19 protein-coding genes are annotated in these 17,005 nt (G+C 68.0%); 14 read left to right on the forward strand and 5 right to left on the reverse strand.

The window, feature by feature from the left end:
* Window position 1: 1 nt before the first annotated feature.
* Window positions 2–958 carry an L-malyl-CoA/beta-methylmalyl-CoA lyase gene (locus BMZ25_RS03770; RefSeq protein WP_092688659.1) on the reverse strand — a complete coding sequence of 319 codons (957 nt, stop codon included), beginning with the start codon at window positions 956–958 and terminating at the stop codon, window positions 2–4.
* Between the two features lie 193 nt (window positions 959–1,151).
* Between BMZ25_RS03770 and dgcN the strand changes: the two genes are divergently transcribed.
* Genes dgcN through BMZ25_RS03785 form a run of 3 tightly spaced genes read left to right on the forward strand, consistent with a single transcriptional unit; the run spans window position 1,152 to window position 4,018 of the window.
* Window positions 1,152–2,150 carry an N-acetyltransferase DgcN gene (dgcN, locus tag BMZ25_RS03775; protein WP_092688662.1) on the forward strand — a complete coding sequence of 333 codons (999 nt, stop codon included), beginning with the start codon at window positions 1,152–1,154 and terminating at the stop codon, window positions 2,148–2,150.
* Complete coding sequence (dgcA, locus tag BMZ25_RS03780) at window positions 2,147–3,109, forward strand: N-acetyl-D-Glu racemase DgcA (protein ID WP_092688665.1); 963 nt, start codon at window positions 2,147–2,149, stop codon at window positions 3,107–3,109. Before dgcN ends, dgcA begins: the two co-directional genes overlap by 4 nt.
* 54 nt (window positions 3,110–3,163) lie before the next feature.
* Window positions 3,164–4,018 carry a D-amino-acid transaminase gene (locus BMZ25_RS03785; RefSeq protein WP_092688668.1) on the forward strand — a complete coding sequence of 285 codons (855 nt, stop codon included), beginning with the start codon at window positions 3,164–3,166 and terminating at the stop codon, window positions 4,016–4,018.
* A 50-nt stretch (window positions 4,019–4,068) separates the two neighbouring features.
* Here BMZ25_RS03785 and BMZ25_RS03790 read toward each other — a convergent pair whose 3' ends face one another.
* Window positions 4,069–4,359: a DUF1244 domain-containing protein gene (locus BMZ25_RS03790; RefSeq protein WP_092688671.1), complete on the reverse strand. Its 291-nt coding sequence runs from the start codon at window positions 4,357–4,359 to the stop codon at window positions 4,069–4,071.
* 185 nt (window positions 4,360–4,544) lie between these two features.
* Between BMZ25_RS03790 and pyk the strand changes: the two genes are divergently transcribed.
* The 7 genes from pyk (at window position 4,545) to BMZ25_RS03825 (ending at window position 11,221) form a co-directional block, all read left to right on the forward strand.
* Window positions 4,545–5,990 carry a pyruvate kinase gene (gene pyk, locus BMZ25_RS03795; protein ID WP_092688674.1) on the forward strand — a complete coding sequence of 482 codons (1,446 nt, stop codon included), beginning with the start codon at window positions 4,545–4,547 and terminating at the stop codon, window positions 5,988–5,990.
* A 31-nt stretch (window positions 5,991–6,021) separates the two neighbouring features.
* Complete coding sequence (locus BMZ25_RS03800) at window positions 6,022–6,246, forward strand: hypothetical protein (protein ID WP_092688677.1); 225 nt, start codon at window positions 6,022–6,024, stop codon at window positions 6,244–6,246.
* 119 nt (window positions 6,247–6,365) lie between these two features.
* Window positions 6,366–6,569, forward strand: coding sequence for a 50S ribosomal protein L35 (rpmI, locus tag BMZ25_RS03805; protein WP_092688680.1), 204 nt, complete (start codon window positions 6,366–6,368; stop codon window positions 6,567–6,569).
* A 12-nt stretch (window positions 6,570–6,581) separates the two neighbouring features.
* Window positions 6,582–6,944: a 50S ribosomal protein L20 gene (rplT, locus tag BMZ25_RS03810; protein WP_092688683.1), complete on the forward strand. Its 363-nt coding sequence runs from the start codon at window positions 6,582–6,584 to the stop codon at window positions 6,942–6,944.
* A gap of 157 nt (window positions 6,945–7,101) precedes the next feature.
* Window positions 7,102–8,166 carry a phenylalanine--tRNA ligase subunit alpha gene (gene pheS / locus BMZ25_RS03815; protein WP_092688685.1) on the forward strand — a complete coding sequence of 355 codons (1,065 nt, stop codon included), beginning with the start codon at window positions 7,102–7,104 and terminating at the stop codon, window positions 8,164–8,166.
* 127 nt (window positions 8,167–8,293) lie between these two features.
* Window positions 8,294–10,687 carry a phenylalanine--tRNA ligase subunit beta gene (pheT, locus tag BMZ25_RS03820; RefSeq protein ID WP_092688688.1) on the forward strand — a complete coding sequence of 798 codons (2,394 nt, stop codon included), beginning with the start codon at window positions 8,294–8,296 and terminating at the stop codon, window positions 10,685–10,687.
* Between the two features lie 63 nt (window positions 10,688–10,750).
* The gene (locus BMZ25_RS03825; protein ID WP_092688691.1) at window positions 10,751–11,221 is read left to right on the forward strand and encodes a YtoQ family protein; all 471 of its coding nucleotides are present in this window, start codon (window positions 10,751–10,753) and stop codon (window positions 11,219–11,221) included.
* Between the two features lie 4 nt (window positions 11,222–11,225).
* Here the strand turns inward: BMZ25_RS03825 and BMZ25_RS03830 are convergent, their stop codons facing one another.
* On the reverse strand, window positions 11,226–12,431 hold the full coding sequence (locus tag BMZ25_RS03830) for an MFS transporter (protein WP_092688694.1): 1,206 nt from the start codon (window positions 12,429–12,431) through the stop codon (window positions 11,226–11,228).
* 96 nt (window positions 12,432–12,527) lie between these two features.
* On the opposite strand from BMZ25_RS03830, the gene BMZ25_RS03835 reads away from it, so the two are divergent.
* Window positions 12,528–13,436, forward strand: coding sequence for a LysR family transcriptional regulator (locus BMZ25_RS03835; protein ID WP_092688697.1), 909 nt, complete (start codon window positions 12,528–12,530; stop codon window positions 13,434–13,436).
* Window positions 13,437–13,439: 3 nt separating this feature from the next.
* On the opposite strand, the gene BMZ25_RS03840 is transcribed toward BMZ25_RS03835, so the two are convergent.
* A complete protein-coding gene (locus tag BMZ25_RS03840) occupies window positions 13,440–14,135 on the reverse strand; it encodes a glutathione S-transferase family protein (RefSeq protein ID WP_092688700.1) in 696 nt (231 codons plus the stop codon).
* A gap of 137 nt (window positions 14,136–14,272) precedes the next feature.
* Here BMZ25_RS03840 and mscL point away from each other — a divergent pair, with 137 nt between their 5' ends.
* A complete protein-coding gene (gene mscL, locus BMZ25_RS03845; RefSeq protein WP_092688702.1) occupies window positions 14,273–14,731 on the forward strand; it encodes a large conductance mechanosensitive channel protein MscL in 459 nt (152 codons plus the stop codon).
* Between the two features lie 126 nt (window positions 14,732–14,857).
* On the opposite strand, the gene rpsU is transcribed toward mscL, so the two are convergent.
* Entirely contained in the window at window positions 14,858–15,064 is a 207-nt protein-coding gene (gene rpsU / locus BMZ25_RS03850) for a 30S ribosomal protein S21 (RefSeq protein ID WP_008885097.1), read from the reverse strand.
* Window positions 15,065–15,235: 171 nt separating this feature from the next.
* Here rpsU and BMZ25_RS03855 point away from each other — a divergent pair, with 171 nt between their 5' ends.
* The gene (locus BMZ25_RS03855) at window positions 15,236–15,928 is read left to right on the forward strand and encodes a COQ9 family protein (protein ID WP_092688705.1); all 693 of its coding nucleotides are present in this window, start codon (window positions 15,236–15,238) and stop codon (window positions 15,926–15,928) included.
* A gap of 60 nt (window positions 15,929–15,988) precedes the next feature.
* Complete coding sequence (locus BMZ25_RS03860) at window positions 15,989–16,981, forward strand: NAD(P)H-quinone oxidoreductase (RefSeq protein ID WP_408033423.1); 993 nt, start codon at window positions 15,989–15,991, stop codon at window positions 16,979–16,981.
* Window positions 16,982–17,005 lie beyond the last annotated feature (24 nt).

Raw genomic sequence — 17,005 nt, forward strand, 5'->3', positions numbered from 1 at the left:
CTCAGGTGCCGATCATCTCGGCCTGGCGCACGATGACCTCGGCCTGCCGGATCGAGGCGAGGTCGACCAGCCGGCCCTTGTAGACCGCGGCGCCCTGACCGGTCCGCTTGGCCTCTTCCATCGCTTCGAGGATTTCGCGCGCCTCGGTCACGGCGGTCTCGGTCGGGGTGAACACCTCGTTGGCGAGTGCGACCTGCTTGGGATGGATGGCCCACTTGCCGACCATCCCGAGCGTCGCAGACCGCAGCGCCTGCGCGCGAAAGCCCTCGTCGTCCGAGAAGTCGCCGAAGGGGCCGTCCACCGGCAGCACGCCGTGGGTCCGGCAGGCGGCCACGATGGCGGCCTGCGCCCAGTGCCACGGGTCGGACCAGTATTTCTGCCCCTCGCGCGCCATGTAATAGTTCTCCTGCGTGCCGCCGATTCCGGTCGTCGCCATGCCCATCGAGGCGGCGAAGTCCGCGGCGCCCAGGCTCATCGCGGCCAGGCGCGGCGAGGCGGCGGCGATCTCTTCGACATGGGCGATGCCGGCGGCGGTTTCGATGATGACCTCCAGCGCGATCGGCCGCTTGCGTCCGGCCGCGGCCTCGACGGCGGTGACGAGCGCATCGACGGCATAGACGTCGGCCGCGTTGCCCACCTTGGGGATCATCATCTGGTCCAGCCGGTCGCCCGCCTGTTCCAGCATGTCCACCACGTCGCGGTACCAGTAGGGCGTGTCGAGCCCGTTGATCCGCACGCTCAGCGTCTTCTCGCCCCAGTCGACGTCGCCGATGGCCTGCACGATGTTCGCGCGCGCCTCGGCCTTGTCGTCGGGCGCCACGGAATCCTCGAGGTCGAGGTTGATGACGTCGGCCTCGCTCTTACCCATCTTTTCGAAGATCGACGGGCGGGACCCTGGCCCGAAAAGCTGGCAGCGGTTCAGGCGCGCGGGCGGGGCGGGCTGGATGCGGAAGGACATTCGAGAGGCTCCGGGTAATTTTGTTTCGCCTTGGCTTTCTGCATTGTTAGGAAACTGCGCTTCGCTGCGCAACAGCATCCCGATGCTCGGCATTTGGGCGCCTGAGGATGGATAACCGGGACAAATAGTTTGTCGGCTTGCAGTCCGCGGGTCGGCGTGCTGACTTTGGCGCGCAGCTTGAAAGGTCCCTTCGATGATCGAGACACCGTATCTTCTGTTCCTGGGCGACGCGCCCGACCGGCTGGCCGCGAAGGTTGCCCAGGGCATCCGCGACTGGCGGCCGGACAATGCCGTCGGCCAGTTCCGGCTGCCCGGCTGCAACGCCGACATGGGCCTGCCGGACATGACGCTGGAAGAGGCGAAGTCGGCCGGGGTCAAGACGCTGGTCATCGGCGTTGCCAACCGGGGCGGCGTGATCGCCGAAAGCTGGAAGGCCGTCCTGAAGGACGCTCTGGCCCAGGGCTTCGATGTGGCCAGCGGCCTGCACAACCTGCTCCGGGACGAGCCCGAGCTTGTCGCGGCGGCCAAGGAACACGGCCGGGCGCTGCACGACGTGCGCGTGCCCACCGTCCGCTACCCCATCGCCGACGGCAAGAAGCGCGGCGGCAAGCGCTGCCTCGCCGTGGGGACCGACTGCTCGGTCGGCAAGATGTACACCGCGCTCGCCATGGACATGGAGATGAAGAAGCGCGGCCTGAAATCCTCATTCCGCGCGACGGGGCAGACAGGCATCCTCGTGACCGGAGAGGGCGTGCCGCTGGATGCGGTGATCGCCGACTTCATGGCCGGCGCCGTCGAATGGCTCACGCCCGACAACGAGCTCGATCACTGGGACCACATCGAGGGGCAGGGCAGCCTGTTCCACGTCTCGTATTCCGGCGTGACGATGGCGCTGATCCACGGGGGGCAACCGGACGCGCTGATCCTGTGCCACGAGCCGACGCGGACCCACATGCGCGGCCTGCCCGATTACGATCTGCCGACGCTGGAACAGCTGCGCGACACGGTCCTGCCGCTGGCGCGGATCGCCAACCCGGCCGTGCAGGTCACTGGCATCTCGGTGAACACCGCCGCGCTCGGCGACGACGAGGCCGAGCTGCTGCTGCGCGAGATCGAGGATCGCATGGGCCTGCCCACGGTCGATCCCTATCGCCACGGCGCCGAGCGGCTGGTGGACGCGCTGCCGGCATGATCACCGTCAGCCGCGACACGTTTCGACTGGCCCGCGCGTTCACCATCTCGCGCGGGTCGCGCACCGAATCCCGCGTGATCAGCGTGACGGTCGACCGCGATGGCGTGAAAGGGTGGGGCGAATGCCTGCCCTATGCGCGCTATGACGAGACGCTCGACAGCGTCGCCGCCCAGATCGAGGGGCTGGCACCCGACATCGACCGCGCCACCCTGCAGGACACGTTGCCCCCCGGTGCGGCCCGGAACGCGGTGGATTGCGCGCTCTGGGACTGGGAGGCGAAGCGCGCCGGCAAGCGCGCGTGGGAGCTTGCCGGATTGCCGGCTCCGGGGCCCGAGGTCACGGCCTATACGCTGTCGCTGGAAGAGCCGGACCAGATGCGTGAGGCCGCGGCGGCGGCGGCACACCGCCCGCTTCTGAAGATCAAGCTCGGCACGCCCGACGACATGCCCCGGCTTGAGGCCGTGCGCGAGGGCGCCCCCGACGCACGGATCATCGTCGATGCGAACGAGGGCTGGACCGCCGAGGTCTACAGCGATCTCGCGCCGCACCTCCTTCGGCTGGGCGTCGAGATGGTCGAGCAGCCGCTACCCGCCGGCGAGGACGACATGCTGGCCGAGATCGCGCGCCCGATCCCCGTCTGCGCCGACGAAAGCTGCCACGACCGCGCGTCGTTGCCCGCGCTCGAGGGCAAGTACGACATGGTGAACATCAAGCTGGACAAGACCGGCGGCCTGACCGAGGCGCTCGCGCTGCGGGACGCCGCCCACGCCGGGGGCTACGCCGTCATGGTGGGCTGCATGGTCGGGTCGTCGCTGGCGATGGCGCCGGCGGTGCTCGTCGCGCAGGGCGCCAAGGTGACCGATCTTGACGGGCCGCTCCTGCTGGCGGAAGACCGCGACGCGCCGCTTTGTTTCGACGAGGCCGGCGTGCATCCGTCCGAGCCGGCGCTCTGGGGCTGACACCGCCCCGCTGACACGATTTAGCCGGTCGGACCGGCACCAAAGGAGACCGAGATGAGCCGCACCGTCTATGTCAACGGAGAGTATCTGCCGGAAGAGCAGGCAACCGTGTCGATATTCGACCGAGGCTTTCTTTTCGCCGACGGCGTCTACGAGGTCACCAGCGTCATCGGCGGCAAGCTTCTGGACTTCGACGGCCACGCCGCGCGGCTCGAGCGGTCGCTGAACGAGCTGGAGATGCCGAACCCGATCTCGCGCGACGATCTCTTGGCGGTGCACCGCGAACTCGTCAGCGCGAACGGCATAGAGGACGGGCTGGTGTATCTCCAGATCACGCGCGGCGCCGCCGACCGGGATTTCGCCTATCCCGAGGATCCGACGCCGACGATCGTGCTGTTCACGCAGGCAAAGCCGGGGCTTGCCGACAATCCCAAGGCGCAGACCGGGATGAAGGTCATTTCGATCGAGGATCAGCGCTGGGGCCGCCGCGACATCAAGACGGTGCAGCTGCTGTATCCGTCGATGGGCAAGATGATGGCCAAGGCCGCGGGCGCCGACGACGCCTGGATGACCGAGGAGGGCCACGTCACCGAAGGCACCTCGAACAACGCCTACATCGTCAAGGACGGGACGATCATCACCCGCCATCTGGGCACCGAGATACTGCACGGGATCACCCGCGCCGCGGTCCTTCGGTTCGCCAAGGAGGCGCAGATGAAGGTCGAAGAGCGCGCCTTTACCCTGGACGAGGCGAAGGAGGCCGACGAGGCGTTCATCACCTCGGCATCGACCTTCGTGATGCCGGTGGTCGAGATCGACGGCACCGCGCTTGGCGACGGCACGCCGGGCCCGGTCGCCCGGCGTCTGCGCGAAATCTACCTCGACGAAAGCCGCAAGACGGCGGTCTGACCAGACCCTGACAGTGGTGCGGCCGGCGCGAGGCCGGCCGCGCCCCGGCTTCAGCCGTGGGTTTTCGAGAACGCGGCCTGCTGTTGGGCGCTGGCCTCGGTCTGATGCTTGGCGCGCCACTCGTCGTAGGGCATGCCGTAGAACGCCTCGCGGGCTTCTTCCTTGGTCATCTCGATGCCGCGCTCGTTCGCGGCCTCCTGGTACCAGCGCGACAGACAGTTCCGGCAGAACCCGGCAAGGTTCATCATGTCGATGTTCTGCACGTCCGTGCGCTCGGCCAGGTGATCGCGCAGCCGTCGGAAGGCGGCGGCCTCGAGTTCGATCCGGGTCTGGTCGTCCATGACGGTCTCCTCCGATACGGGTCGTTGTCTAGCTGCGCGGGCCGGCGGGCCGCGTCAAGCGGTGGGCGCCGCGAAATGACTGTCGTTAGCGGTCACAATGCTGCGTTCGTGCGGTTGTCAGGTGGGGTCACAGCCGCCATAACGCGGATGTGCCGCGCGACGGCGGCCCGGACCATGAGGATGTGATGAGACGCCTGCGCAATGTAAAGATCGTCGCCACGCTGGGGCCGGCATCGAACGACTACGACACGATCAGGGCGCTGTTCGAGGCGGGCGCCGACGTGTTCCGTCTGAACATGAGCCACGGGGACCACAGCGAAATCCGGGCGCGGCACGAGATGATCCGCAAGATCGAGGCCGAGAAGCGCCGCCCGATCGCCATCCTCGCCGACCTGCAGGGCCCGAAGCTGCGCGTCGGCGTCTTCGCCAACGGCGAGGAGGAACTGGTCGAGGGTCAGACCTTCCGGCTGGACCTGGACGAGGCCGAGGGCGACTCCACCCGCGTACGCCTGCCGCATCCCGAGATCTTCGCCGCACTGGAAGCAGGGTCGCGGCTTCTGGTCAATGACGGGAAGATCCGCCTGAAAGTCATTGAGTGCTCGCGCGAGCATGCCGAGTGCGAGGTCGTCGTCGGTGGCACGATCTCGAACCGCAAGGGCGTGAACGTGCCCGACGTGGTCCTGCCGCTCGCCGCACTGAGCGAGAAGGACCGCAAGGACCTGGAATTCGTCTGCGAACTGGGCGTCGACTGGTTGGCGCTGAGCTTTGTCCAGCGGCCCGACGACGTGTGGGAGGCCCGCGACCTGGCCAACGGTCGGGCCGCGATCCTGTCGAAGATCGAAAAACCGGCGGCCGTGAACGCGTTCGACGAGATCCTGTCGGTCAGCGACGGAATCATGGTCGCCCGCGGCGATCTGGGCGTCGAGCTGCCGGTGCAGAACGTGCCGCCAATCCAGAAGCGCCTGATCCGCAAGTGCCGCGCCGCCGCCAAGCCGGTGATCGTGGCCACGCAGATGCTGGAATCGATGATCGATTCGCCGATGCCCACCCGGGCCGAGGTGTCCGATGTGGCCGCCGCGATCTACGAAGGCACCGATGCGGTGATGCTGTCGGCCGAATCCGCGGCGGGCTCCTATCCGATCGAGGCGGTCACGACGATGGACAACGTCGCCCGCGAGGTCGAGAGCGACCCGACCTTCCGCGAGGTGATGGATGCCAGTCGGGGCGGGCGGAAGGATACGGTGGCCGACGCCATCGTCTCGGCCGCGCGCGAGATCGCCGAGACCACCAACATCAAGGCGATCTGCTGCTTCTCGCAGTCGGGCACCACCGCCCTGCTGGTCGCGCGCGAGCGGCCGCACGTGCCGATCATCGCGATGACGCACCTGACGTCGACGGCCCGGCGCCTGTGCCTGAGCTGGGGGATGCACTGCGTCATCACCGGTGAGCTGGAGCGGTTCAAGATGGCGGTGGTCAACGCCGCCCGCGCGGCCCGGCGCGAGGGTTTCGCCGGCGAGCGGGACCAGATCGTCGTCACCGCGGGTGTGCCCTTCAACATGCCGGGAACGACCAACATTCTCCGCGTGGCACCCTGCGAGGAGCGATTGATCTTCAATACCGACCCGGAGTAGCCTCGCCAGCGAGGGAAGGGGAGGCTACGGGATGGACGCTGATACGGTGCTTGTTGTCGGCGTCCTGTGCGCCGCGCTGTCCTTCCCCTCGCTCGTCTCGGCCTATTCCGAATCGCGTCCGCCGCGGCTGGCGGCGGTGCTGCTGGTCATCGGCGGCGGGGCGATCGTCTGGGCCGTCTCGATGCATCCCGGCGGCTATTCCCTGGCGCAGCTGCCGGACGTCTTCACCCGCGTCGCCGCGAAGGTGGTGAACTAGGCGCACGGCTCTTGTCATGGCGCGGCGCAGCGTGTATGCGCACCGTCTCATCCGGCGGGGCCGGCCCACGTGGCATGCCGAGCGTCGCCGTTCTCACCGCTTCAGACGAGGAGACGGAAATGCCCAAGATGAAGACGAAGTCGAGCGCCAAGAAGCGCTTCAAGGTCACCGCGCGTGGCAAGGTTGTCGGCGGCCAGGCCGGCAAGCGGCACGGCATGATCAAGCGGACGACCAAGTTCATCCGCGACGCACGCGGCACCCAGGTGCTTGCCGAGCCCGACCAGAAGACGGTCAAGAAGCATTACATGCCCTACGCGCGCTAAGGAGACCCTGACATGGCACGAGTCAAAGGTGGTACGACGACCCACGCCCGCCACAAGAAGGTCCTGAAGGCGGCGAAAGGCTATTATGGCCGCCGCTCGACCGCGTACCGCACCGCCACGCAGGCGGTCGACAAGGCGAACCAGTACGCCACGCGGGACCGCAAGGCGCGCAAGCGCAACTTCCGCGCGCTGTGGATTCAGCGGATCAACGCCGCGGTCCGCAGCCACGACGAGGCGCTGACCTACAGCCGCTTCATCAACGGCCTGTCGCTGGCCGGGATCGAGGTGGACCGCAAGGTCCTGGCCGATCTCGCCGTGCACGAGCCCGAGGCGTTCGGCGCCATCGTCGACAAGGCGAAGGCCGCGCTGGCCTGATTCCGCGGGACAGGACGATCTGAATGGAACGCCGCGGAGGTCTCCGCGGCGTTCTTTTTTTGTCGGGTCACCGGCACGGCCGGACGGGCGCGGGACCGCGCTTGCACGCGTGGCGGCGAATGGGTAACCCGGCCCGGCAGAGCGAGAGGCGTGAGCGATGGACGATCTGAGGAACAAGTATCTGGGCCTGATCGCCGAGGCGGCGGACGAGGCCGCGCTCGAGGAGCTGCGGGTCGCCGCGCTGGGCAAGAAGGGCGAGATCAGCCTGCAGATGCGCGAACTGGGCAAGATGACGCCCGAAGAGCGCAAGGAGGCGGGCCCCAAGCTGAACGCCCTGAAGGACGAGGTGAACGCGGCGCTCGCAGCCAAGAAGGCTGCGCTGGCGGACGCGGCTCTGGACGAGCGGCTGAAGGCCGAGTGGCTGGACGTGACGCTGCCGGGGCGGCCCCGGCGCCAGGGCACCATTCACCCCGTCAGCCAGGTCTGGGAAGAGGTGACGGCGATCTTCGCCGACATGGGCTTTGCCGTGGCCGAGGGGCCGCAGGTCGAGAGCGACTGGTACAACTTCGACTCGCTCAACATCCCCTCGCACCATCCCGCGCGGGCCGAGATGGATACGTTCTACATGCACCGGGCCGAGGGCGACGAGCGCCCGCCCCACGTGCTGCGGACCCATACCTCGCCGGTGCAGATCCGGCACATGGAGACCTACGGCGCCCCGTGCCGCGTGATCGCGCCGGGCCGGGTCTATCGCGCGGATTACGACCAGACGCACACGCCGATGTTCCACCAGGTCGAAGGCCTGGCGCTGGGCCGCGACATCAGCATGGCGAACCTGAAATGGGTGCTGGAATCGTTCTTCTCGGCCTATTTCGGCACCGACGTGAAGACCCGCTTCCGCGCCTCGCACTTCCCCTTCACCGAACCCTCGGCCGAGGTCGACATCCAGTGCAGCTTCGAGGGCGGCACGGTGAAGGTCGGCGAGGGCGACGACTGGCTCGAGGTGCTGGGCTCGGGGATGGTGCATCCCCATGTCCTGCGCTCGGGCGGGATCGACCCGGACGAATGGCAGGGCTTTGCCTTCGGCATGGGAATCGACCGCATCGCGATGCTGAAATACGGCATCCCCGATCTGCGGGCCTTCTTCGACAGCGACCTGCGCTGGCTCCGCCATTACGGCTTCGGCGCGCTGCAGGTGCCGACGCTGCACGGGGGGCTCTGAGAGGCCGCTCCGGCGGGACGGCGCTCGCCCTGCGGGCCTCGCCCCGCCCGCCGTCCCGTGAACCGTTTCCAATTTGCCGGCAGGGCGATGCGCCGCCAGACGCCGGTCAGACCCGAGGATTGCCGCGATGAAATTCACCCTCTCCTGGCTCAAGGATCACCTCGACACCACCGCGAGCGTCGCCGAGATCGCCGAGGCGCTGACGGATCTCGGGCTCGAAGTGGAAGGGATCGAAAGCCCGGCCGACCGGCTGACGGATTTCACCCTGGGCTACGTCACGGCCGCCGAGCAGCATCCCGATGCCGACCGCCTGCGGGTCTGCACCGTCGCCACCGACGAGGGCGAGAAGCAGATCATCTGCGGCGCCCCGAACGCGCGCGAGGGGATCACCGTCGTCGTCGCCAAGCCCGGCACCTACGTTCCCGGCATCGATACCGAGATCAAGGTCGGCAAGATCCGGGGTGTCGAGAGCCACGGCATGATGGCCTCGGAGCGGGAGCTCGAGCTGTCGGACGAGCATGACGGCATCATCGAACTGCCCTCGGGCGAGGTCGGGCAGCGCTTTTCCGACTGGCTGGCCGAGAACGACCCCGCCAAGGTCGACCCCGTCATCGAGATCGGCATCACGCCGAATCGCCCCGACGCGCTTGGCGTCCACGGCATCGCGCGGGATCTCGCGGCGCGCGGTCTCGGCACGCTGAAGCCGCTGAAGGAAGAGACCGTCGAGAGCGGCTTCCCCAGCCCGGTCGGCGTGAGCATCGCCGCGGACGCGGACGGCGCCAAGGTGTTCCACGGCCGCTATATCCGCGGTGTGAAGAACGGTCCCAGCCCGCAATGGCTGCAGGAGCGGCTCAAGGCGATCGGTCTGCGGCCGATCTCGGCGCTGGTCGACATCACCAACTTCTTCACCTTCGACCGGAACCGGCCGCTGCACGTCTTCGACGCCGGCAAGATCAAGGGCGACCTGACGATCCACGCGGCGCAGGGTGGCGAACAGCTCGAGGCGCTGGACGAGCGCACCTACGCGATGCCCGAGGGCGCGCTGGTCTTTTCCGACGACACCGGCGTCGTCAGCCTTGCCGGGATCATGGGGGGCGAGGCGACCGGCTGCATCGAGGAGACGACGGATGTGCTGCTCGAATGTGCCTACTGGGACCATGTCCGGATCGCCCATACCGGGCGGGCGCTGAAGATCAACTCGGACGCGCGCTACCGCAACGAACGGGGGATCGATCCCGGCTACAACCGGCAGGGACTGGACGACGCTGCCGCGATGATCCTGGCGCTGTGCGGCGGAGAGCCGTCCGAGGTGATCGAGGCGGGCGCGGTGCCGGATGTCTCGCGCGCGTATCGTCTGGATACCGACCGGGTGCAGAGCCTCGTCGGCATGGAGATCCCCGCCGAGAGCCAGCGCGCGACGCTGGAGGCGCTGGGGTTCCGGCTGGACGGGGACATGGCGCATGTCCCGACCTGGCGGCCCGACGTGATGGGCGAGGCGGACCTCGTCGAAGAGGTCGCGAGGGTCGCGTCGCTGACCCGGCTGGAAGGCACGCCGCTGCCGCGCGCCACGGCCGGCGTCCCGGCGCCGATCCTGACGCAGATCCAGGTGCGCGAGCGCACCGCGCGGCGGACCTGCGCCGCGCTCGGCTACAACGAGTGCGTGACCTATTCCTTCATCGACGCCGCCGCGGCCGCGCTCTTCGGCGGGGGCGACGATGCGACGATGCTGGAGAACCCGATCTCGTCCGAGATGAGCCACATGCGTCCGGCGCTGCTGCCGGGGCTGTTGCAGGCGGCGGCGCGCAACCAGGCGCGGGGCAATGCCGACCTGGCCCTGTTCGAGGTGGGGCCGGCCTTCCACGGTGGCGAACCCGGACAGCAGCACCTTCTGGTCAGCGGCCTACTGGTCGGCCGGACCGGCCCCAAGGACGTGCACGGCGCGAACCGGGCGGTCGACCTTTATGACGCCAAGGCCGATGCCGAGGCGGTGCTGGGCGCCATCGGCGCGCCGGCGAAGGTCCAGATCCTGCGCGGTGCCTCGGAGTGGTGGCATCCGGGGCGCCACGGCATGATCTGCCTGGGCCCGAAGAAGGTGCTGGGCGTGTTCGGCGAGCTGCATCCGCGCGTGCTAGAGGCGCTCGACGTGAAGGGGCCCGCGGTGGCGTTCACGCTGTGGCCCGAAGAAATCCCGCTGCCGCGCAAGACCGCCTCGGGGCGGCCGGCGCTACAGGCCGCGACCCTGCAGGCGGTGGAGCGTGACTTCGCCTTCGTGGTCGACAGCGATGTCGAGGCGCTGACGCTGGTGAACGCGGCGCAGGGGGCGGACAAGGCCCTGATCGAGGAGGTCCGCGTGTTCGACCAGTTCGAGGGCGGCAGCCTGGGCGAGGGCAAGAAGTCCCTCGCGATCACGGTGCGCCTGCAGCCCACCGACCGCACGCTCAAGGACGAGGACATCGAGGCCGTGGGCGAAAAGGTGGTCGAGAAGGTGCGCAATGCCACCGGCGGAACCTTGCGGGGCTGAGCGGTGCTGGCCCCGCCGGCCCGGGCGCCCTATGATCCCGGGCGTCAGGGAACGGAGGATGGCATGACGCTGAAGGTCTATCTGTCAGGTGAAATCCACAGCGACTGGCGCGAGCGCATCACGGTGGGCGCGCGCGATCTGGACGTGAGCTTCGATGCGCCGGTCACCGACCACGGTGCGAGCGACGATTGCGGCGTCGCGATCCTCGGGGCCGAGGACCAGAAGTTCTGGCACGATCACAAGGGCGCCAAGCTCAACGCGATCCGGACCCGCCGCGGGATCGAGCAGGCGGATGTCGTCGTCGTGCGCTTTGGCGACAAGTACAAGCAGTGGAACGCTGCCTTCGATGCCGGCTATGCCTCGGCCCTCGGCAAGGCGCTGGTGGTGCTGCATCCGCCCGAGCATCAGCACGCCCTGAAAGAGGTCGACGCCGCGGCTCTGGCCGTTGCGGAAGAGCCCGAGCAGGTGGTCGAGATCCTGCGCTACGTGCTGACGGGCGCGCTGCCCGACCGCGCCGCGCGGGCGGCGGAATAGGCGCTCAGGCCTCGGCCGGGCGCTGCATCGGGCCGGGGGCCCGCATGGCGGCGACCGCCAGGCACAGCCCGATCAAAAGCACGACGCCGCCGAACACGATGAACACGTTCTGAAGCCCGACGACCTCGCCCACCGGGGCCGAAAGGATGGGCGACAGGAACTGTCCCGAGAAGATCGAGGTCGTCAGCAGGCCCGATCCGCGGCCGCGCTGCGAGTCGGGCAGGCGGTTCATGATGAAGGTGCTGAAGTTGGGCATCAGCGTGCCCATCCCGCTGCCCATGATGAGCGTGCCCAGCAGCGCGCCGGCCAGCCCGCCCGACTGGCTGATCGTCAAGAGTCCCAGCCCCATCAGCGAAAAGCCCAGCCCGAAGACCCCGAGGCCAGAGAGATACCTGCGCAGGCGGCCATAGAAGGCCGAGCCGGGAATCGACACCAGTGTCGCCCCGGCCATCGCCATCGCGACCGCACTGGGCGAGGTCACGCCAAGGTCGGACAGCAGGAAGGGCAGGCGGGTCGGCACGAGGTAGAAGGCGACCATGAAAAGCACGGCGGCCAGGTAGACGGGGCCGAGGCGCGCCCAGGGGAACGGCTCGCGCGCCTGCGTGTTGCCGCTGCCGTCGGCGTTGCCCTGCGGGCGCGTGTTCACCGGTGCCAGGGCGATCTGGACGAGGATCGCGATGGGGATGGCGAAGAGATAGACGAGGAACGGATACCGCCAGTCGAGGCTGGCCAGCACCCCGCCGATCGTCATGAAGATCGCGCCGCCCGCCGCCATCGAACTGGCCTGGAGGCCCAGGAAGCGCTGCCGCGCCTCGCCCTGCCACATGTCCCCGGCCAGGGTGATCGCCAGCGTCATCGTCCCCGCGACGCCCACCCCCAGGATCGCCCGGCCGACGAGGATGCTTTCGATCGACGACAGGAAGATGCCCGAGACGCCGCCGATGGCATAGATCACCATGCCGATCGCCAGAAGGTGCCGCCGGTCGAAACGGTCGGCGAGCCAGCCGAACAGCCCGGCGAAGAGGATGACGAACAACGACGGCAGCGTGACCACCAGCCCCGCCAGAGTCCGGATGTTCGGAACGTCCGAGAAATGCGCCTCGAGCCCCGCGAGACCCGGCGAGATGGTGGCGTTCGCCATCACGGTAAGGCTCGACGAGGCGAGAATCGCGGCCGTGACGACCCGCGACGGGTTCTGATGTTCCGACATCGGTGGCAGCTCCGGGGAATGACTTGCGTCGCCCTGTTATTTGGTCGAACACCAGCATGGACAAGTGGGCGAATTATGGATTGATCGTGCAAAATCATGGATGATGAAATCGACCTCGTCGCGCTGAAGGTGTTCCGCAGCGTGGTGCGCGCGGGCAGCTTCTCTGCGGCCGCGCGGCTGTTGCAGGTGCCAAAGTCGACCGTGTCGAAGCGGGTCCGCGATCTCGAGACCGCGCTCGACGTTCGCTTGGTCGAGCGGACGACGCGCCGGATGCGAGTAACGCCCGAGGGCGACCTGCTGGCGCACAGGGCGGATCGCCTTCTGCACGAGGCCGAGACGATCCGGCGCGACATCGGCCTGTCGAACCGGGAACCCGTCGGTCACCTCAGGATCGCGGCGCCAAGCTTTTACGGAATCTACGTGCTGGGGCGCGTCGCGGCGTTGTGCCGTGAACGCCATCCGGACCTGACGCTGGAATTCGTCTTTCTCGACCGGCTGCCCGATCTTCTGGAAGAGGGGTTCGACGGCGCGATCACTTATGGGCCACTGGCCGACAGCGACCTCGTCGTGCGCACGCTCACGCGCGGGCAGACGGTCCCGGTGGCGGCGCCGTCGGTCGTGTCGGGCGGCCAGCCGGCGACCCCGGACAAGCTGAGCGAGCTTCCGGCGATCACGCTGGGGCCGCGGCGCAATCACTGGGTGTTCGAGCGGGGTAGCACGACGCGCGGTGTCGATGTCATCGGGGTGATGACCTTCGGCTCGCCGCTCAGCTGCCGCGACGCCGCGCTGGCGGGGGGCGGCGTCGCGATGCTGCCCGAGTTTCTGACGCGCGACGACATCGCCGCCGGGCGGCTCCTGCGCCTGCTGCCCGAGTGGGACGCGGCGAAGCGGGAGATCCTGTTCGTCTACCCCTCGCCGCAATCTGTCACCGCGCGGCTGCGGGCCTTCCTCGACGTCCTGATCGAGACGACGGCCGCCTATCACCGCCAGAACAAGCGGGACTGAGAGTCAGTCGCGGGGCGGGATCTCCTTGCCCCGCTGAACCGCCGGCCGCGCGTAGAACCGGTCGACATAGGCCGGGACTCGGCTCAGTTCGCCCCAGCCGACCATGTCCTTCGCTCCGTAGAAATCCAGCGCGTTGAGCCAGGGCGCCAGCGCGATGTCGGCGATGCTGTACGCGCCGGCGATCCAGTCCCGGTCGGCAAGTTCGCTCTCGACGACGTCCAGCAGGCGCCGCGCCTCGCTGATGTAGCGCTCCCGCGGGCGGGGATCCTCGATGTCCTTGCCGCCGAGCTTCACGAAGAAGCCGAGCTGCCCGAACATCGGGCCGACGCCGCCCATCTGGAACATGAGCCACTTGAGCACGTCATAGCGCTCGGCCCCCTTGGGCATGAGCTTGCCGGTCTTTTCCGCGAGGTAGATCAGTATGGCGCCGGATTCGAACAGGTCGATCGGGCCGCCGTCCGGCCCGTCCGGGTCGATCATCGCGGGAATCTTGTTGTTCGGGTTCAGCGACAGGAATTCCGGGCTCTTCACGTCGGTGTCCGACAGCGACACCTTGTGCGCCTCGTAGGGCAGGCCGAGCTCTTCCAGAGCGATCGAGGCCTTCACGCCGTTCGGTGTCGGGAAGGAATAGAGTTGGATCCTGGACGGGTCCTCGGCGGGCCAGCGCTTGGTGATCGGAAAGGCGGACAGGTCGGCCATGGGGTGGGCTCCTCTTTACGTCGTCGGGGAAGGAGGTAAGCGCGACCGGCGCATCAGAAAGGGCCAATTTCGCGCGCTGGTGTGATACACGGTGTGCGCAGCCGCTTCGGGACGCGGCACCTTTTCATGAGGACAACATGCTTCAGGAATTCCGGGAGTTCATTTCGCGCGGGAATGTCATGGACATGGCCGTCGGCATCATCGTCGGCGCGGCGTTCACCGCCATCGTCAGCTCGCTCGTCGCCGATCTCATCAACCCGATCATCGGGCTGATCATCGGGGGGATCGATTTTTCCAACATGTTCCTCGTGTTGGGCGGGAGCGGGGATCATGCCTCGCTCCAGGCCGCGCGCGACGCCGGCGCGGCGGTGTTCGCCTATGGCAGCTTCATCATGGCGGTGATCAATTTCCTGATCATCGCCTTCGTGGTGTTCCTGCTGGTCAAGGGCGTGAACCGCGTGAAGGAAGCGGCAGAGCGCAAGGCGAAGGCCGAGGCGACCGAAGAGGCACCGGCAGGCCCGTCCGAAAAGGACATTCTGATCGAGATCCGCGATGCCCTGCGGATGCGCGACACGCCGCCATCCTCGCCGGTGTGAGGCTGACGGTCGGGTGGCGCGGTCGTGTTGGCCCGCCACCCGGACAAGACAAACCCCCGAAGCTTCTCAGCCCGGGGGTCGCCAGTTCGGTGGCCTTGCGGCCACCCAGAGTTCGGGGCTTGTGCCTTAAAGGAGCCCTTCGCGTTGCGCCTTCTTGCGCGCGAGCTTACGGGCACGGCGGACGGCCTCGGCCTTTTCCCGCGCCTTCTTCTCGGAGGGCTTCTCGAAATGTTGCCGAAGCTTCATCTCGCGGAAGACGCCCTCACGCTGGAGCTTCTTCTTCAGGGCGCGAAGCGCCTGATCGACATTGTTGTCGCGAACGCTGACCTGCATGTGGTTGTCACCACCTTTCTAGGTTTGAGTTACAGGAAAACTGCAGGAGGCCTGTATCTAACAACCATCGCCCCCTGTGTCCACCGTGCAGTGGGGCTGGTCGCGGCCGAACGTTTCGCTACATGATCCTGCGAACCTGTGACCTTGCCATGCCACATGGAGGAGCACCCGATGAGCGAGACAGCGACCCCGGAAGACCGCCTGATCGACGCGGCCCTGATCCACGTTGCCTTCGACGGCTGGTCCGACGCGACGCTGCGCGCGGCGGCCCGCGATGCCGGGGTCGACCTGTCCGAGGCGCGGGCGCTGTTCCCGCGCGGCGGCGTCGACATGGCGCTGGCCTTTCACCGGCGCGGCGATGCCGAGATGGAGCGGCGGCTGCGCCGCGAGCCGCTCGACGATCTCAAGGTGCGCGAGAAAATCATCCGTGCCGTGCGCACCCGGATAGAAGCGATCGAGGACAAGGAAGCGGCCCGTCGGGCGACCTCGCTCTTTGCCTTGCCGCAGCACGCGGCGGCCGGCAGCCGGGCGATCTGGGACACCGCCGACCTGATCTGGACGGTGCTGGGCGATCCCTCGGACGACATCAACTGGTACACCAAGCGCGCCACGCTGTCCGGCGTCTACGGCTCGACCGTGCTCTACTGGCTGGGCGACGAGAGCCTCGAAAACCAGGCGACATGGTCCTTTCTCGAGCGCCGGATTGAGGACGTGATGCGCTTCGAGAAGGCCAAGGCGAGCGTCAACGCGAACCCGGTCATGCGCACCCTGCTTGCCGGGCCGAATTGGGCGCTGAGCCGGGTCCGCCCCCCGCGTCGCATGCCCAAGGTCGACATGCCGGGCAGCTGGAACAGCGAGAGCTGATCTTGCGACCGGTCGGCTCCGGGGTCATCACGGGGCGCGACCGACAAGCGAGGGACCGCAATGAGCCTGCCAGACGAAATGACCGCCGTCGAAATCTCGGAACCCGGCGGCCCGGAGGTCCTGACGCCCGTGCGCCGGCCCGTGCCGCGGCCGCGCCAGGGCGAGATCGTGATCCGCGTCGCCTTTGCCGGGGTGAACCGCCCCGACGCGCTGCAACGTGCGGGCGCCTACGCGCCGCCGCCAACCGCCAGTGACCTTCCGGGGCTCGAGGCGTCGGGCGAGGTCGTCGCGCTTGGCGACGGCGTCGACCAGTGGGCAGTGGGCGACAAGGTCTGCGCGCTGCTGCCCGGCGGCGGATACGCCGAGTATGTTGCCACCCCCGCCGCTCATGCCCTTCGGGTGCCGCGCGGGATGGACATGCGCGCGGCCGCGTGTCTGCCCGAGACGTATTTCACCGTCTGGAGCAACGTGTTCCAGCGCGGCGCGCTGCAGGCCGGTGAGCGGCTCTTGGTGCATGGCGGCTCCTCGGGGATCGGCACCACCGCCATCCAGCTGGCGCGCGAGCGGGGGGCGCGGGTGTTCGCCACCGCCGGTTCGGCCGACAAGTGCGCCGCCTGCGAACGGTTGGGCGCCGAACGGGCGATCAATTACCGCGAAGAGGATTTCGTCGATGTGATGAAGGGCGTCGGCGGGGCCGACGTGATCCTCGACATGGTGGGCGGCGACTACATTCCACGCAATCTCAAGGCGCTGGCCGAAGATGGGCGGCTGGTGCAGATCGCGTTCCTGGGCGGTCCCAAGGCCGAGGTGAACTTCGCCCCGCTCATGGTGCGGCGGCAGACCATCACCGGCTCGACGCTGCGCCCGCAATCCGACATAGCCAAGGCGAAGATCGCCGAGGCGCTTCTGCACGAAGTCTGGCCCCTGCTGGACGCACGCAAGATCGGCCCGATCCACGACAGCGAATATCCCCTGTCGGACGCTGCCGCAGCGCATCGGCGGATGGAGGAGTCGGGCCATATCGGCAAGATCGTGTTGAAGGTCGCCGGCTGACGCTGCGACAGGACCAAGTGGAGG

This window comes from Tranquillimonas rosea (assembly GCF_900111315.1).
In the GTDB taxonomy this organism is placed as follows: Bacteria; Pseudomonadota; Alphaproteobacteria; order Rhodobacterales; family Rhodobacteraceae; genus Tranquillimonas; species Tranquillimonas rosea.

Coding starts and splice junctions, on each gene's coding strand:
- BMZ25_RS03835 (WP_092688697.1), top strand. CDS start 12,528: ATGGATGATGAAATCGACCTCGTCGCGCTGAAGGTGTTCCGCAGCGTG.
- BMZ25_RS03770 (WP_092688659.1), bottom strand. CDS start 958: ATGTCCTTCCGCATCCAGCCCGCCCCGCCCGCGCGCCTGAACCGCTGC.
- BMZ25_RS03840 (WP_092688700.1), bottom strand. CDS start 14,135: ATGGCCGACCTGTCCGCCTTTCCGATCACCAAGCGCTGGCCCGCCGAG.
- rpmI (WP_092688680.1), top strand. CDS start 6,366: ATGCCCAAGATGAAGACGAAGTCGAGCGCCAAGAAGCGCTTCAAGGTC.
- dgcN (WP_092688662.1), top strand. CDS start 1,152: ATGATCGAGACACCGTATCTTCTGTTCCTGGGCGACGCGCCCGACCGG.
- pheT (WP_092688688.1), top strand. CDS start 8,294: ATGAAATTCACCCTCTCCTGGCTCAAGGATCACCTCGACACCACCGCG.
- BMZ25_RS03860 (WP_408033423.1), top strand. CDS start 15,989: ATGAGCCTGCCAGACGAAATGACCGCCGTCGAAATCTCGGAACCCGGC.
- BMZ25_RS03790 (WP_092688671.1), bottom strand. CDS start 4,359: ATGGACGACCAGACCCGGATCGAACTCGAGGCCGCCGCCTTCCGACGG.
- dgcA (WP_092688665.1), top strand. CDS start 2,147: ATGATCACCGTCAGCCGCGACACGTTTCGACTGGCCCGCGCGTTCACC.
- pyk (WP_092688674.1), top strand. CDS start 4,545: ATGAGACGCCTGCGCAATGTAAAGATCGTCGCCACGCTGGGGCCGGCA.
- rpsU (WP_008885097.1), bottom strand. CDS start 15,064: ATGCAGGTCAGCGTTCGCGACAACAATGTCGATCAGGCGCTTCGCGCC.
- BMZ25_RS03825 (WP_092688691.1), top strand. CDS start 10,751: ATGACGCTGAAGGTCTATCTGTCAGGTGAAATCCACAGCGACTGGCGC.
- BMZ25_RS03800 (WP_092688677.1), top strand. CDS start 6,022: ATGGACGCTGATACGGTGCTTGTTGTCGGCGTCCTGTGCGCCGCGCTG.
- rplT (WP_092688683.1), top strand. CDS start 6,582: ATGGCACGAGTCAAAGGTGGTACGACGACCCACGCCCGCCACAAGAAG.
- mscL (WP_092688702.1), top strand. CDS start 14,273: ATGCTTCAGGAATTCCGGGAGTTCATTTCGCGCGGGAATGTCATGGAC.
- BMZ25_RS03785 (WP_092688668.1), top strand. CDS start 3,164: ATGAGCCGCACCGTCTATGTCAACGGAGAGTATCTGCCGGAAGAGCAG.
- BMZ25_RS03830 (WP_092688694.1), bottom strand. CDS start 12,431: ATGTCGGAACATCAGAACCCGTCGCGGGTCGTCACGGCCGCGATTCTC.
- BMZ25_RS03855 (WP_092688705.1), top strand. CDS start 15,236: ATGAGCGAGACAGCGACCCCGGAAGACCGCCTGATCGACGCGGCCCTG.
- pheS (WP_092688685.1), top strand. CDS start 7,102: ATGGACGATCTGAGGAACAAGTATCTGGGCCTGATCGCCGAGGCGGCG.